12 protein-coding genes and 1 pseudogene are annotated in these 15184 nt (G+C 69.5%); 4 read left to right on the top strand and 9 right to left on the bottom strand.

The genetic code is table 11. The features are described from left to right. Nucleotides 1-235: 235 nt before the first annotated feature. The 5 genes from zomB to glf are packed head-to-tail and all read right to left on the bottom strand — an operon-like array spanning nt 236 to nt 6824. Nucleotides 236-2248 carry a flagellar motor control protein ZomB gene (gene zomB, locus G6N19_RS10260; protein ID WP_269473697.1) on the bottom strand — a complete coding sequence of 671 codons (2013 nt, stop codon included), beginning with the start codon at nt 2246-2248 and terminating at the stop codon, nt 236-238. Then, the gene (locus G6N19_RS10255; protein ID WP_013831045.1) at nt 2226-3149 is read right to left on the bottom strand and encodes a decaprenyl-phosphate phosphoribosyltransferase; all 924 of its coding nucleotides are present in this window, start codon (nt 3147-3149) and stop codon (nt 2226-2228) included. The genes zomB and G6N19_RS10255 overlap by 23 nt, the downstream gene beginning before the upstream one ends. Then, nucleotides 3146-3706: a phosphatase PAP2 family protein gene (locus tag G6N19_RS10250; RefSeq protein WP_041319118.1), complete on the bottom strand. Its 561-nt coding sequence runs from the start codon at nt 3704-3706 to the stop codon at nt 3146-3148. Before G6N19_RS10250 ends, G6N19_RS10255 begins: the two co-directional genes overlap by 4 nt. Further along, on the bottom strand, nt 3703-5604 hold the full coding sequence (locus G6N19_RS10245; RefSeq protein WP_083038067.1) for a glycosyltransferase: 1902 nt from the start codon (nt 5602-5604) through the stop codon (nt 3703-3705). The genes G6N19_RS10250 and G6N19_RS10245 overlap by 4 nt, the downstream gene beginning before the upstream one ends. After that, nucleotides 5601-6824, bottom strand: a complete 1224-nt coding sequence (gene glf, locus G6N19_RS10240; protein WP_193374493.1) for a UDP-galactopyranose mutase — start codon at nt 6822-6824, stop codon at nt 5601-5603. The genes G6N19_RS10245 and glf overlap by 4 nt, the downstream gene beginning before the upstream one ends. 315 nt (nt 6825-7139) lie before the next feature. Between glf and G6N19_RS10235 the strand changes: the two genes are divergently transcribed. Further along, nucleotides 7140-8018: an exported repetitive protein Erp gene (locus G6N19_RS10235; protein WP_041319124.1), complete on the top strand. Its 879-nt coding sequence runs from the start codon at nt 7140-7142 to the stop codon at nt 8016-8018. 150 nt (nt 8019-8168) lie between these two features. Next, the gene (locus G6N19_RS10230; protein WP_041319127.1) at nt 8169-9878 is read left to right on the top strand and encodes an N-acetylmuramoyl-L-alanine amidase; all 1710 of its coding nucleotides are present in this window, start codon (nt 8169-8171) and stop codon (nt 9876-9878) included. Nucleotides 9879-9938: 60 nt separating this feature from the next. Here the strand turns inward: G6N19_RS10230 and G6N19_RS10225 are convergent, their stop codons facing one another. The 4 genes and pseudogenes from G6N19_RS10225 to G6N19_RS10210 form a co-directional block, all read right to left on the bottom strand. Further along, entirely contained in the window at nt 9939-10781 is an 843-nt protein-coding gene (locus G6N19_RS10225) for an HAD family hydrolase (protein ID WP_193466259.1), read from the bottom strand. After that, nucleotides 10781-11575, bottom strand: a complete 795-nt coding sequence (locus G6N19_RS10220) for a lysophospholipid acyltransferase family protein (RefSeq protein WP_193466258.1) — start codon at nt 11573-11575, stop codon at nt 10781-10783. The genes G6N19_RS10225 and G6N19_RS10220 overlap by 1 nt, the downstream gene beginning before the upstream one ends. A gap of 6 nt (nt 11576-11581) precedes the next feature. Then, nucleotides 11582-12355 (bottom strand): lysophospholipid acyltransferase family protein, encoded by a 774-nt coding sequence (locus G6N19_RS10215; RefSeq protein WP_193466257.1) that lies wholly within the window; start codon nt 12353-12355, stop codon nt 11582-11584. Nucleotides 12356-12362: 7 nt separating this feature from the next. After that, nucleotides 12363-13152 (bottom strand): annotated as a pseudogene (locus tag G6N19_RS10210) (lysophospholipid acyltransferase family protein). Nucleotides 13153-13284: 132 nt separating this feature from the next. Here G6N19_RS10210 and G6N19_RS10205 point away from each other — a divergent pair. Continuing rightward, entirely contained in the window at nt 13285-14838 is a 1554-nt protein-coding gene (locus G6N19_RS10205) for an MBL fold metallo-hydrolase (RefSeq protein WP_193466367.1), read from the top strand. After that, nucleotides 14835-15164 carry a hypothetical protein gene (locus tag G6N19_RS10200; protein WP_013831056.1) on the top strand — a complete coding sequence of 110 codons (330 nt, stop codon included), beginning with the start codon at nt 14835-14837 and terminating at the stop codon, nt 15162-15164. The genes G6N19_RS10205 and G6N19_RS10200 overlap by 4 nt, the downstream gene beginning before the upstream one ends. Nucleotides 15165-15184: the final 20 nt, after the last annotated feature.

The following is a 15184-nucleotide window of genomic DNA, read 5'->3' as shown; positions in this document are numbered from 1 at the left end:
CCAGATTCTGCGCGCGCGTGCGCGACAGTGCCGGTGTAGTCAACCACAGAAGGCCGGGATCGAGCTCTTAGAGTTCTGCCACCATGCGCCGAATGGGCCGGACACCGGTTTCTGCGGCGACCGCCGTATTGCGCTCGCGCCACCATACGGGCCGGTGGGACCGGCCGCGCGGGGTAGCTGCGGCCGACTCGGCATGACGTCGGTCACATTTTCGCCAGCCGCCGAGCGCATACCGTCACGGCACGTCGGGCGGCATCCCGGTGTAGGGCGGGCGGGTCGGCTCGGGCACGGCCAGGCCGCATCGGATGAGCTCGTCGCGCGGCACCCGCTCGATGCGGTACCGGGTGTAGCTCGCGGCGTGCAGCACGTTGGACAGGAACCGGCGCGGGCCCATCGGGGCGCGCACCGAGCCCAGCACCGCCGCGGTGTCGGGGCAGCGCAACGCCGCCTCGGCCTGCGCGACCCAGTCCTGGTCCAGGTAGCCCGGGATGAGCGGGTACCACTTGACCCACGGGCCGTCGGCCACCACGAAGTCCCGGAACAGGTCCTTGTCGTGGCCGATCCGGCCGTGGTCGAGCCGCTCGGTGTGCGCCGCAATCGGATTGGCCAAGCCGATCTGGTCGAGCAGCCGGACGTCGAGGCCGGTGTTCATGCTCAACATGCCCAGGTTGGTGAAGAAGACGGTGTGCGGTCCGGTGTCACCGGGCTGGGGATCGGTGGGCACGCCGATACCCGGCGGCGGCGGCAGGATGACCGGGACGACGTCCCACTGGTCGTAGTTGCCCGATGGCAGCAGCAGCGCACCGTCGGGGGTGGCCTCGATGGTGGCCAGCACCGCACGCATCCGCGGATAGCCGAGATAGTCCGCGGCGGTCAGCGGGTGGGCGTGGCCGGTCGCCTGCGAATAGAACCGGCGCTCATCGACGATCCCGGAGTAGGTGACCCGGGTGGCGTCGTAGCCCATCCCCGGCGAGTTGGCCGCCCACAGCGCCCAGCCGGCCACCGCCAGCCACAGCAGGCCGACGGCGCCGCTGAGCGGGTAGCCGGCCTCCCGGTGGAAACGCGCACCGTCGGGCAGCAGCACCGGGATGACGGCCACCGGGGCCAGCATGCAGAACAGTGGCGCCAGCAGCACCCGGCCGTGCATGAAGTCGCCGCCCTGGCGAATCCAGTAGGCGCCCTGCAGCAGTCCGCTGATCACGAAGAAGCAGATCACCGCCGCCGGGCTCTGCACCAGCCGCGCCCACCTGCCGACACCGCGCGGCACCGGGCGCCGCGGCCGGTGGCGCACCGCAGCACCCACCCACAGCGCTGCCCCCAGCGCCGTCAACAGCACGGCCGGCACCCACAATGCGTAGGGCGCGTTGAAGTTCGCCAGGTAGATCATGCCCTGCGACCACTTGTCGCCGGCGGCGTCCTTGGCCAGCGCGGTACCGGGCACCAGCAAGCCGTAGTAGCCCATCCGGAAGATCTGGTAGGCCACCGGCAGCGCGCCGCCGGCCACCAGGATCAAAGCCCGGGGCCGCCACTGCCGGGGCGCCGCGATCAGCAACATCATCAGTGCGCCGCCGCCGATGAGCGCCAGCTCGGGGCGCACCAGCACGCTGGCGCCGGCCACGAAGGCCAGGCACCCGGTGAACAGCGGGCCGCGGGCCCGCGACCGTGGCATCCGCAGCGCCTGCGACCAGCAGACCAGCATCCACCACAGCAGGCCCAGGTAGGCCAGCACCAGCCCGCTCTCCAGCCCGGAGGTGGCGAAGTCGCGGGCGGGCGGCACCGCGATGTAGACCAGCGCCCCGGCCGGCAGCAGCAGCGCGCGCCGGCCCTGCAGGTTGGGGGCGTACAGCCGGGTGGTGCCCAGCATCAGCAGCGCCACCCCGGCCAGGCTGAGTGCCAGGGCGAACACCAGCGCGATGTACTCCATGCGCATCGGCCCGCCGAGCCAGCTGCCGAGGTACATCAGGTAGGTCCAGGCCGTGGAGGTGTTGGCCTCCACCCGTTCGCCGGCATTGAACACCGGGCCGTTGCCGGCCAACAGGTTCCGCACCGTGCGCAACACGATCAGCCCGTCATCGGAGATCCAGCGCCGCCGCCATGCCCCGACCCCGAACAGCAGCAGCACGACGGCCACCGCCGCCCACGAACTCAGCCGCACCGACGGGGTGTAGGCGACCGCCGGCCAGCCCAGCGGCCGGACCCGGGGGTCCGGCGTCCGCAGCCCTCGGCTAGCCGAAAACGACGGCAGCACCGATGGTTCCGATCCAGAGCAGAGCCATCAGCTGCAGCACCCGGTCGCGCCGCAGGATGTCCTCGGGCTCGCCGGCCATGCCGCCGTCGACGTCGACCGCGTAGCGCAGAATCGCGACGATGATCGGGATGATGGTCACCGCGTACCAGGAGCCGGAACCGTTGTCGCGCTCGAAGGCGAACAGGCTGTAGCAGACCAGCATCGCGGTGGCCGAGGCCGTCCACACGAAACGCAGGTAGGTACTGGTGTAGCTCTCCAGCGACTTGCGGATCTTGGCGCCGGTCTGCTCGGCGAGCTGCAGTTCGGCGTAGCGCTTGCCGGCCACCATGAACAGCGACCCGAACGCCATCACCAGCAGGAACCACTGCGACAGATAGATGTTGGCGGCCGCACCGCCGGCGATCGCCCGCAACAGAAAGCCCGACGACACGATGCAGATATCAAGGACCGCTTGGTGTTTGAGCCCGAAGCAGTACGCCAGCTGCAGCGCCAGATAGACGGCCATCACCAACGCCAGGCTCAGGCTGAGCGACCACGAGATGAACAGCGACGCCGCTCCCAGCAGCGCCGCCAGGCCGTAGGCCATGCCGACCGGCACCACCCCGGCGGCGATCGGCCGGAACCGCTTGGTCGGGTGCGCGCGGTCGGCCTCGACATCCTGCGCGTCGTTGACCAGGTACACCGCCGAGGCCGCCAGGCTGAACGCCACGAACGCGATCAGCGCCTTGCCGGCGACATCGGCGTAGTCGTAGTGCACGTCGCCGCCGAGGGCGGCCAGCGGCGCGGCCAGCACCAGGACGTTCTTCACCCACTGCCGGGGCCGCATCGCCTTGACGATCCCGGTGACCAGGTTTGCCGGCGGACGGGCCTCCGGCGCGCGGTGTTCGGTCGCTGCACTCATCCGGCGCCTCCCGAGTTGTCCAGGCGGATCGCGGCCGCGGCGACCGCGGCTCCGACGACGACGCCGGTGGCCACGTCGCTGGGATAGTGCACTCCGAGCACCAGGCGGGACAACGCCATCGGCGGCACCAGTATCGCCGGCAGTGTCTTCGCCGGCAGTCCGGCCGCTCGTCCCAGCAGAATCGCCGCCGCGGTGGTGGAGGTGGCGTGCGCGGAGGGGAAACTCAGCCGGCTCGGGGTGCCCACGTTGACCGCGATCGCCGGGTGGTGCGGGCGCTCGCGTCGCACCACCCGCTTGATCACCACGGCGGCCGCATGGGCGACGAACGCCCCGGCCCCCGCGGTCAGCCAGGCCCGGCGCCGGCGCGGCCACGCCAGTGCGCCGAGCGCCGACACCATCAGCCAGCCCAGGCTGTGCTCACCGAAGTGCGACAGCGACCGCGCCGTCGGCAACACGCCGGTCCGGCCCGCCAGCGCCGACTGCACGGCGACCAGCACGGCGTCCTCCCCGTGCGGCGGAACCGCATCGGGATCTCCAGAGGGCGCGAATTCGGTCATGCCGACTTGGCACCGTCGGGAAGCAGCACGGTCTCCCACTGCTGCTTGCTGGACAGCATGGGCAGTGCCCGGCGGTAGGCGCGGCGCAGGTCGTCGAAGCGACGCGACAACTGGTACTGGCGGCGCAGCGACTCGCGCAGCAAGGTGAACATCTGCTCGCGGTCGCGTTGCCGGTAGACCACGCCGCGGCCGTCGGCGGTGGTGACGGTGACCCCATCCTGGGTGCACAGCAGAAACCACCGGGCGTCCTGGGTGGGCACGTTGAGCTGCGGGCGCACGTGATGCTCGGGCGCGGTGGCCTTCAGGTTGTGCAGGATGCCGCGGGCCAACCGGTAGCCGATGGTCAGCGGCTGGACCGGCGGGCGCATCGGCTTGCGGCGTTGCGACGGGATGGGCAGTTCGCTGGCCGCCGGCAACACCACCGCGTCGGGGTAGGTCTTGCGCAGCGCGTGGATGTCCGGCAGCGCCGACTCCAGGATGGCGAAGATGTGCTCGGGGCCGGCCAGGAAATCGTCCAGCGCCTTGTTCTGTACGGCGACCGTCGAATACTCCAGGCAGGCAAGGTGTTTCAGCGTGGCCTTGAGGTGGCTGCGGATCAGGCCGGCGATGTTGCCGTCCCAGTGCAGCGCCGCGACCATCAACCGGTTGCGCAGGTGGAAGTACGCCTGCCAGTCGATCGCGTCGTCCTTGTCGCTCCAGGCCATGTGCCAGATCGCCGCGCCCGGCAGGGTCACCGTGGGGTAGCCGTGCTCGCCTGCCCGCAGCCCGTATTCGGCGTCGTCCCACTTGATGAACGACGGCACCGGCTGACCGATCTCCTCGGCGACGGCGCGCGGGATCATGCACATCCACCAGCCGTTGAAGTCGACGTCGATGCGGCGGTGCAGGTCGGGTGTCTCAGCCAGCGAGTCGGTGGCGAAGTTGTGGTCGTACTCGGTGTGCGGGGCGTTGGTCCACATGAACACGCCGGGGTCGACGACCTCGCCCATGATGTGCAGGTGCGACGGCTCCTGCAGGTTGAGCATGTGCCCGCCGACCAGGGTCGGTGTCTTGGCGAAGCGGTTCAGCGCCAGCGCCCGCAGGATCGAGTCGGGTTCGATGCGGATGTCGTCGTCCATGAACAGGATCTGTTCGCAGCCGGTGTTCTTCAGCGCCTCGTACATCACCCGGCTGTAACCGCCGGACCCGCCGAGGTTGGGCTGGTCGTGGATCGACAGCCGGTCGCCGAGCGCGGCGGCGGCCGCGGCGAAGCCGGGGTGGTCGCGCACCTTACGGGTGCCCTGATCCGGGACGATCACCGCGCTGATCACCGCGTCGACGTCTGGGTCCGAGGTGAGCGCGCTCAGCGCGTTGACGCAGTCGTCGGGCCGGTTGAAGGTCGGGATGCCCACCGCCACGTCGGCGCGCCCGGGGGCCTCGGTCGGCGCGTACCAGCCGCCGCCGATCAGCGTGACCGCGCTGTCGGTGGTGATGTCGAACCAGATCCACCCGCCATCCTCGAACGGTTGCAGACCGACCTCGAACTCGACGATCGTCGGCGTGCCGTCGCCATCGACGGACCCGAACGGCTTTCCTTCCACGGCGATTCGCGCCCCGGTGGCCTTGGAGCGGTAGACGTCGACGCGGCCGGAACCGGTCAGTTCCAGGCGCAGCACCACTGATTCGACCACCGACCAGCGCCGCCAGTAGGAGGCCGGGAAGGCGTTGAAGTACGTCGCGAACGACACCTCCGACTCCTCGCCGATCTCCAGGCTGGTCCGGGTGAGCGGGTGCGCCCGGCGATTGTTGGTCTCCGACTCCTCGACGTAGAGCTTGCGGACGTCCAGCGGCTCGCCGTGGCGCGGCAAGATGATCCGCGAAAGCCGGCTCACCGCACGCGAACTCTTGGGTTTGGTCATCGGTTGTTTTCCCTGTTGTTCTCGTGCAGCGGCACACCCTCGGCCAGGTGCGGCGCCAGGACGTTGTCGTACATGCTCAGCGCACTGGCGATCGCCATGTGCATGTCGAGGTATTGATAGGTGCCCAGCCGCCCGCCGAAGAGCACCTTGGCCGACTCCATCTCGGCCTTGGCCAGCCGGCGATAGGCCTCAACCATCGCGCGGTCGTCCGGGGTGTTGATCGGGTAGTACGGCTCGTCGTCGTCGCGGGCGAACCGGCCGTACTCCCGCATGATCACCGTCTTGTCGGTCGGGTAGGACCGTTCGGGGTGGAAGTGCCGGAACTCGTGGATGCGGGTGTAGGGCACGTCGGCGTCGTTGTAGTTCATCACCGCGGTGCCCTGGAAATCCCCGCAGTCCTCGAGCACTTCGAGTTCGAAGTCCAGGGTGCGCCAGCCGAGCCGGCCCTGCGCGTAGTCGAAGTAGCGGTCCAGCGGGCCGGTATAAACGACGGGCGCCTCGGGGCTGGCCGCCCGGAGTTCCTCGCGGACGTCGAACCAGTCGGTGTCGAGGCGGACCTCGATGCGCTCGTCGGCCGCCATGTTCTGCAGCCAGGCGGTGTAGCCGTCGACCGGCAGTCCCTCGTAGGTGTCGTTGAAGTAGCGGTTGTCGAAGGTGTAGCGCACCGGCAGCCGGGTGATGTTGGACGCCGGCAGCTCGGTGGGATCGGTCTCCCACTGCTTGGCGGTGTAGTGCTTGACGAAGGCCTCGTAGAGCGGGCGGCCGATCAGGCTGATCGCCTTCTCCTCGAAGTTCTTCGCCTCCTTGGTGTCGACCTCGGCAGCCTGCTCGGCGATCAGCGCCCTGGCCTCGTCGGGGCTGAAGTAGCGGCCGAAGAACTGCGACACCAGGCCCAGGCCCATCGGGAACTGGTAGGCCTGGCCGTCGTGCATGGCGAAGACCCGGTGCTGGTAGCTGGTGAAGTCGGTGAACTGCCGCACGTAGTCCCAGACCCGCTTATTAGAGGTATGGAACAGGTGCGCGCCGTATTTGTGGACCTCGATGCCGGTCTGCGGCTCGGCCTCGGAGTAGGCGTTACCGCCGATGTGGGGGCGCTTCTCGAGGACCAGGACGCGCTTGTCGAGCTGCGTGGCCACGCGCTCGGCGATGGTCAGGCCGAAGAATCCAGAACCCACAACATAGAGGTCGTAGCGACTAGCAGGTGAAGTCATCGGCGCCAAGGGTAGCTGAACAGCGGCCACGAGCAGCGTCGGCGCCCCGCCATTTCCGCTGCCCAGCCGGCCGGACGGTCCCTCGTAGCGCCGGCGGCACCGCGAGATTGCGCCTACGCAGGCAAAACGCGCCGATTCGCGGCGTCAGCGCAATATCGGCAAGCGGCGGGGCGCCGGCGCCGGGGAAGGGTTGGTCGCGGTTTCCTCACGATTCGATCTCGTCACTCTATTCACACTAGTCACACGCGTACCGTCGTTCGGGTAGGCAGTAAACGCTCTACAGCCCCTCGGGACTGAAGGGCAAAACACATTGAGGAGACTTCCGTGCCGAACCGACGTCGACGCAGGCTCTCGACCACTATGAGCGCAGTCGCCGCCCTAGCGGTCGCAAGTCCGTTTGCAGTTGTCGCAGTATCCGAGCTGGCCGCCCACAACAGCGCCCCGCAGCACCACGACTTCGTCGCGGCCGCGTCGGTGGCCGACCTGCCCAACGAGCTGATCTCCGCCCTCACCCAGGGCCTGTCCCAGTTCGGCGTGAACCTTCCGCCGGTGCCGGGCGGCTTCGGCAACGGGGCAGGGTCCGGGATGTATCCCGCGTCGCCGGGGATGTACCCCGCCTCGCCCGGCCTGACCTCGCCCGGCCTGACCTCACCGGGGCTCTACCCTGCCTCGCCGGGGCTGACCTCGCCGGGCCTGACCTCACCGGGCCTGACCTCACCGGGGCTCACCGACCCGTCGCTGACCACGCCGTCGCTGGCCACGCCGCCGGCGGGCACACCCGGTGTGTCGACCACCTCGGGCCTGACCTCGCCGGGTTTGACCACGCCGTCGCTGGGCGCCCCGGGGCTGACCTCGCCCGGTCTGACCACCCCGTCGCTGTCCGATTCGTCGCTGACCAGCCCCGGGTTGACCAGCCCGGACACCGGTCTGCTGGGCTCCGACGGCATGCCGCTCACCTCGCCGGTGGGCCTTGACCCGGGCCTGGACGGCACCTACCCGATCCTCGGCGACCCCTCGCTGGGCATGGGCGTGCCGGAGGAGAAGGGCGGCGTCGTCAGCGACCTGATGAGCGCGGCCAACCAGCTGGGCGCCGGACAGGCCATCGACCTGCTCAAGGGTGTGGTGATCCCGTCCATCGCGCAAGCCGCGCAGGGCGCCGGTCCGGCCGCCGCGGCGGCTCCCGCCGCCGTGCCGGCTCCGTAACAACGAAGCCTGTTTCCCTAAACGGCACCGCAGAGTCAGCCCGCACCGCCGGGCAACGTGGGACTCTGCGGTGTCGTTTGACGTTCGCCCACGTCGGTCAGGCGCGTGTCGCATCACGAACAACAACAGACACATACGTAACATCAGCACGTGCCAACACGTCGTCCCCCGCCGACGATCAAGCTGACCGCTACCGTCGCGACCGTGCTGATCCTGCCGTGGGCACTGGACGCCGGGCCGGGGTCGAAGTCGGCGGGGACCACACCGGCTCCCCCGAGCGCCGCGGCGACCAAGCTGAACCAGCAACCACTGCCCGACCTCGGACCGGGCGTCACGGTCCGAGAGATCACCCAGGACGAGCCCTTCACCATGGTGGCGCTCACCGGCGGCGATCTCAGCGGCACCTCGGCGAAGGTCCGCGCCAGGCGCGCCGACGGGTCGTGGGGCCCTTGGTATGCCACCGCCCACGAGGTCAAGGACGCGTTATCGCAGCCCCGGCCGGCCGATGCGCCCGCTCCCGGACCGGACGGGACCGAACCGGTGTTCGTCGGCCGGACCACCGCGGTCCAGATCGCGCTCACCCGGCCCGAATCCGCCGACACCAAGCCCGAATCCAAGGCCAAGCCGGATCCCAAGACCGGGGCCAAGGCGGGGCCCGGGTCGAAGCCGCATTCCACACCCAAACCCGACCTCGGCTATGTGCCGGCCACCGCCGCGCAGCCGTTCGCCCAGAACATCTCCGCGGTCCTGATCACCCCGCCCAAAGCCCCGGTCGACGCGCAATGGACCCCGCCGAGCGCCGCGCTGGCACCGGGACAGCCGCCCAACATCATTCCCCGCAGTCAATGGGGTGCCGGCGCCCGCGGCCGCTGCGGCAAGCCGGCCGAGAGCGGCCCGGTCCAAGCCGCGGTGGTGCATCACACCGCCGGCTCCAACGACTACTCCCCCGAAGACTCGGCGGCGATCATCCGGGCCATTTACGCCTACCACACCCGCGCCCTGGGCTGGTGCGACATCGGCTACAACGCGCTGGTGGACAAGTACGGCCAGGTGTTCGAGGGCCGGGCGGGCGGCATCACCAAGGGCATCGTGGGCAGCCACGCCGGCGGGTTCAACAAGAACACCTGGGGGGTGTCGATGATCGGCACCTTCGACGACGCGCCGCCACCGCCGATTCAGCTCGAGACCGTCGGCCGGTTGCTGGGCTGGCGGTTGGGGCTGGACCGCACCGACCCGCGCAGCACCGTCCAACTGACCTCCGGCGGCGGCTCCTTCACCCACTTTCCGCGCGGCTCGGCGTTGTCGTTGCCGGCGATCATCGGCCACCGCGACCTCGACGAGACGGAGTGCCCCGGCGAGCACGGGTACGTGGCGCTCAACGAGATCCGGGATATCGCCGCCCGTTTCGGCGATCCGCCGGGCCCCGAAGACCTCGTCAGGACGATGCAGGGCGGCGCCATCCACGCCCGTTGGCTGGAGCTGGGCGGCGCGGCGGGCCTGCTCGGTGCCCCCACCTCGCCCGAGGCGATCGGCGAGGGCTCCACCAAGTACGCGACCTTCGAGCGCGGCGCGGTGTACTGGTCACCGGAGACCGGTGCCCAGCCGATCACCGGGGCGATCTACGACGCCTGGGCGGCATTGGGTTACGAGCGCGGCATGCTCGGGCTGCCGACCAGCGCCGAGATCCCCGAACCGGAGTGGATCGGGCAGAACTTCCAGCACGGCACGCTGAACTACAACCGGGCCGACGGCAGCGTCATCCGGGTTATCGACGGCAATGCCGAAGAACTGCCGCCGCCCCCGCCGGAGGGCCCGCCGGTGCAGTTGGAGCGCTTCTCGCGGGTGATCGGCGTCAACTAGCGCCGTTCATGCTGCGGGTACGGCGGAAGACTGCGAGAAAGCCGCGCCATCAGCGCAGCGTCAACCGGGGAAAATCCGTTCCAGCACCCGCGCCAGGCCGTCCTCGGTGTTGGGCGCGGTGATCTCCGCGGCGGCCGCCAGCACCTCCGGATGGGCGTTGCCCATCGCCACGCCGTGGCCCGCCTGCACCAGCATCGGCAGATCGTTGGGCATGTCCCCGAAGGCCACCACCTGCTCGATGCCGATCCCCAGCGGCGTGATCAGTTCCTCGATGCCGCTGGCCTTCGTGATGCCCGCCGGCACCACCTCGACGAGCCCGTTGTTGGTGGAATAGGTCAACTCCGCGGCGCTGCCGATGTGGGCCGCCAACTCCGCGACCATGTCGGCGCTGGCCGCCCCCGCCTTGCGGATCAGCAACTTGATCGCCGGCTGCGACAGCAGGTCCTGCAGGGACACCTCGGTGTTGTCCGGGTTGAGCCAGGCGTGTTCGTAGCCCGGCGAGCTGACGAACTGCGGCGTCACCGCATCGTGCGCACGCTCGCCGATGCGCTCCACGGCCAGGCCGGCGCCGGGGATGACGCGGCCGACGACCTCGGCCATTTTGACCAGGCTGTCCGCCGACAGCGTCCGCGTCGAGATCACCCGGTCGGTGTTCGGGTCGTAGAGCACCGCCCCGTTGGCGCAGACCGCCAGCGGCGCGAACCCGAGCGCATCGACGACCGGTGGGATCCAGCGCGGCGGGCGCCCGGTCGCCAAAATGAAGCCGGCGCCGGCGTCGACGGCCGCATGCACCGCCGCCCGGGTGCGCTCGGTGATGTTCTCGGCGTTGTCGAGCAGGGTGCCGTCGACGTCACTGGCGATCAGCGCGGGGATCGGGTGCTGCGGCAGTGCCGGCCGTGTCATCAATATCGCCCCCGGCCGGCCAGCGCCCGCCGCAGCCGGCCACCGTGCGGCTGCGCCATGCGTTGGCGGTCGCGCTCGGCCAGCTCGGCTTCGCGCATCGCCAGTGCTTCGGCAATGGTGGGAGCGCCGCCACCGAGCCGCCGCGGCACCCAGTACGCGCCGGCGGGGTGCGGATACTCCAGTTGCGCCTGTTCAAGCATCGCGGCCATCGTGCCACGCAGCTCGGCGGTGGTCGCCTCGGCATCGCCGGAGGCGGCCATCGGCTCACCGATTTTCACCAGCACCGGAACGTGGTTGCGCCACAGCTGCTTCGGGTGGTCCTTGGTCCAGACCCGGTGGATGCCCCAGACGATCACCGGGATGAGCGGGACACCGGCCGCTTGGGCCATCCGCGCGGCGCCGGACTTGAACTCACGCAGTTCGAAGCTGCGGCTGATGGTGGCCTCCGGGTGCAGCCCGACCAGCTCGCCCTCGCGCAGCCGCTGTACCGCCACGTCGTAGGCGCCTGCCCCCGCGGAACGGTCGACCGGGATCAGCTTGATGTGCTTGATCACGTAGCCGATCACCGGCACCTCGGTCATCTCGGACTTGATCATGAACCGCAGCCGCCGGTTCCGCCGCAGCGCCGCGATCGAGGCCGGATACCAGTCCAGGTAACTGGTGTGGTTGAGGGTCAGCACCGCACCGCCGCATTCGGGAACGTTCTCCAGCCCCTGAAACGTCGGATGCGGCCCGTTGGCCCTCACCAGCGGCGGGATGACCATCTCCAGGGTTCGGAACAGTGGTTCGGCCATGCGTTACTACTCCGTGCTCGATGCGTCCGGTCGGCCCTGACCCGCCCCTTTGCGCATCCGTTCAGCCAGCTCCCGCTCATCGAGAACCCTAGCCTCCTGCGGAGTGGGCGCAGTGCCGCCCAGTCGTCGCGGCACCCAGTATTCACCCGCCGGGTGCGGATACTCCCGTTGTGCCCGGTCCAGCATCGGCACCATCGCCGCGCGGAGCCGGGCGCTGAGGGTGGCCGCATCGCCTGCCGGGGCCAGCGGCGGTCCCACCAGGACGGTGATCGGTATCTTGCTGGCGACCAGCCGCGCCCTCGGGTGATCCTTGGTCCACAGCCGGTGAGCGCCCCACACGATCAGCGGGACGATCGGCACCTGCGCGTCGAGGGCCATCCGGGCGGCCCCGGACTTGAAGTCCTTCAGCTCGAAGCTGCGGCTGATGGTCGCCTCCGGGTACACCCCGACCACCTCGCCGGAGCGCAGCGCGGCCACCGCATGCCGGTAGGCGTGCGACCCGGCGCCCCGATCGACTGGGATGGTGCCGGTGTGGTTGATCAGGAAATTCACCACCTTCACCCGCTGCATCTCGGCTTTGATCATGAACCGCATCCGGCGTTTCCGCCGGTACACCGCCAGTGCCGCCGGCAGGAAGTCGACGTAGCCGGTGTGGTTGATGGCGATCACCGCGCCGCCGGTGGCCGGGATGTGTTCCAGGCCCTCGAAATCCAGTCGGGTGGCGGAGACCTTCACCATGGTCACCGCTGCCAGTTCCAGCGCACGAAAAACCGGCTGCATGCCAGGGCTACTCCAAGCCGCCCGTCGCGGTCGGGGGCTGCTGATTTCGGGCATCACGCTTCGCGGCTTTGCGGGCGGCTTCTTCGGCGTCGAGCCGCAGCGCCTCGGCGGGGGTCGGGGCACCGCCGCCCAGCCGGTGCGGCACCCAGAACGCCCCGGCCGGGTGTTCGGGATAAGCGTCCTGGGCCTGCTCAAGCAGGTGCTGCATGCGGGTCTGCAACAGCGCCCGCAGATCCTCGACGGGCAGTGTCGGCGGTATCGGCTCGCCGATCGCCACCGAGATCGGCACCTTGGAGCGACCCAGCCGCTTGGGGTGATCCTTGGTCCAGATCCGCTGGGCGCCCCAGACGATGTGCGGGACGATCGGCACCTGCGCCTCGATCGCCATTCGGGCGGCGCCGCTCTTGAACTCCCGGAGTTCGAAACTGCGGCTGATGGTCGCCTCGGGGTAGACGCCGACCAGCTCGCCGGCCTTGAGGTAGTCGACGGCGGCGGCGTAGGCGTCCGCTCCCTGGCCACGGTCGACCGCGATGTGCCGGCAGCCGCGCATGATCGGGCCGACGAACCGGTTGTCGAACATCTCCTGCTTGACCAGGAACCGCACCCGGCGGCGCGGTTTGCCCATGTAGGCGGCCAGTCCGGCGAATGCGAAGTCGAGGTAGCCGGTGTGGTTGATCGCCACCACGGCGCCGCCACTGGGGGGGCACGTGCTCCGCACCGGTGACGGTGATCTTCACCCCCTGGAAGCGCCACAACGTGCGCGCAACGGTAGCGACACTCCCGTACCACGGCTCCACAGTCGTCCAGCCTAGGTCATACGCCGACCCGCTTCGCCGGGCTCCGCCGCGCTTGCGATCGCCTGGGCGATGTCGGTGGGCGTGCCGCCGTTAAGCTCGGGAGGTATCGGTTACAGCGTCGGGAAGGTGCAAGTGCGGGTCACCAGCGTCGGACACGCCGGCTTCCGGATCGACACCGCCGCGGGGAGCATTCTGTGCGACCCGTGGGTGAACCCGGCCTACTTCGCATCGTGGTTCCCGTTCCCCGACAACTCCACGCTGGACTGGGACGCCCTGGGCGACTGCGACTACCTCTACATCTCGCACCTGCACCACGACCACTTCGACCCGCGCCACCTGGCAGCCCACGTCAACAAGGACGCGACGGTGCTGCTGCCCGACTATCCGGTGCCGGACCTGCGCCGGGAGTTGGAGGCGCTGGGTTTTCACCGGTTCTTCGAGACCTCCGACTCGGTGCGGCACACCGTGACGGGCCCCAAGGGTGAGTTGGACGTGATGATCATCGCGCTGCGCGCCCCGGCCGACGGCCCGATCGGCGACTCGGGGCTGGTGGTCTGCGACGGGGTGACCACCGTGTTCAACATGAACGACTCGCGGCCGATCGACCTGGACGTGCTCGACGAGTTCGACGGCATCGACGTGCACCTGCTGCAGTACTCGGGGGCGATCTGGTACCCGATGGTCTACGACATGCCGGCCCGCGCGAAGGAGGCGTTCGGCACCCAGAAGCGGCAACGCCAGATGGACCGCGCCCGGCAGTACGTCGCCCACGTCGGCGCCCGATGGGTGGTGCCCTCGGCCGGCCCGCCGTGCTTTCTGGATTCCGAGTTGCGCCATCTCAACGACGATCACGGCGATCCGGCCAACATCTTCCCCGACCAGCTGGTGTTCCTGGATCAGCTGCGGCGCAACGGCCACGACGGCGGGCTGCTGATGGTTCCCGGCACCACGGCGGATTTCACCGGAGCGCAACTGGATTCGCTGACCCATCCGGCCGACGACGTCGAGACGATCTTCACGGCCGGCAAGGCGGCCTACATCGCCGCCTACGCCGATCGGATGGCGCCGGTGCTGGCCGCCGAGAAGGCGTCCTGGGCGCCGGCGGCCGGCCCGGCGATGCTCGAGGGGCTGCGCGCACTGTTCGAACCGATCATGGGCCGCAGCAACGAGATCTGCGACGGCATCGGTTATCCGGTCGAGCTGGTGCTCGACGGTCCCGGGCATACCGAGACGGTGGTGCTGGACTTTCCCAAACGCATGGTGCGCGAACCGGTTCCGGGCGAGAAATTCCGGTACGGCTTCGCCATCCCGCCCGAGCTGGTGCGCACCGTGCTGCGTGACGAGGAACCCGACTGGGTCAACACCATCTTCTTGTCGACCCGCTTCAAGGCGTGGCGGGTCGGCGGCTACAACGAGTACCTCTACACGTTTTTCAAGTGCCTCACCGAGGACCGGATCGTCTACGCCGACGGCTGGTTCGGCGAGAGCCACGACGACTCGGCGACCATCACCCTGGCCGGCTGGCAGATTCAGCGCCGCTGCCCCCACATGAAGGCCGACCTGTCGAAGTTCGGGGTGGTCGACGGCGAGACGCTGACCTGCAATCAGCACGGTTGGCAATGGGACCTGCGCACCGGGCGCTGCCTGACCGCCAAGGGGCACGAGCTGCGCTGCGAGAAGCTGTGACCGGCTCCTACGACGACGGATTGGTCGCCCTGGACCGCCGGGCGATCACGTTGCGCCGCTACCACTTTCCGTCCGGCACCTCGAAGGTGATCCCGTTGTCGGCGATCCGCGGCTATCGTGCCGAGCCGCTGGGCATGCTGACACACCGGTTCCGGCTGTGGGGCAGTTCGGACCTGCGGCGCTGGCTGCCGCTGGACGTCAAGCGGCCGTTGCGCAGCACGCTGATCACCCTGGATCTCGCCGACGCCGGCTGGCCGCAGCCGGCGTTCACCCCGGTGGATCCGACGGCGTTCCAGGAGCTGCTCGACGAACTGCTGGCCGGCTGACGGGTATTTCGCGTCCAGCG

The sequence above is a fragment of the Mycobacterium novum genome (assembly GCF_010726505.1).
Classification (GTDB): Bacteria; Actinomycetota; Actinomycetes; order Mycobacteriales; family Mycobacteriaceae; genus Mycobacterium; species Mycobacterium algericum.
Note: the sequence above shows the minus strand (reverse complement) of the source record. Positions and strands in the feature narration are given on the sequence as shown.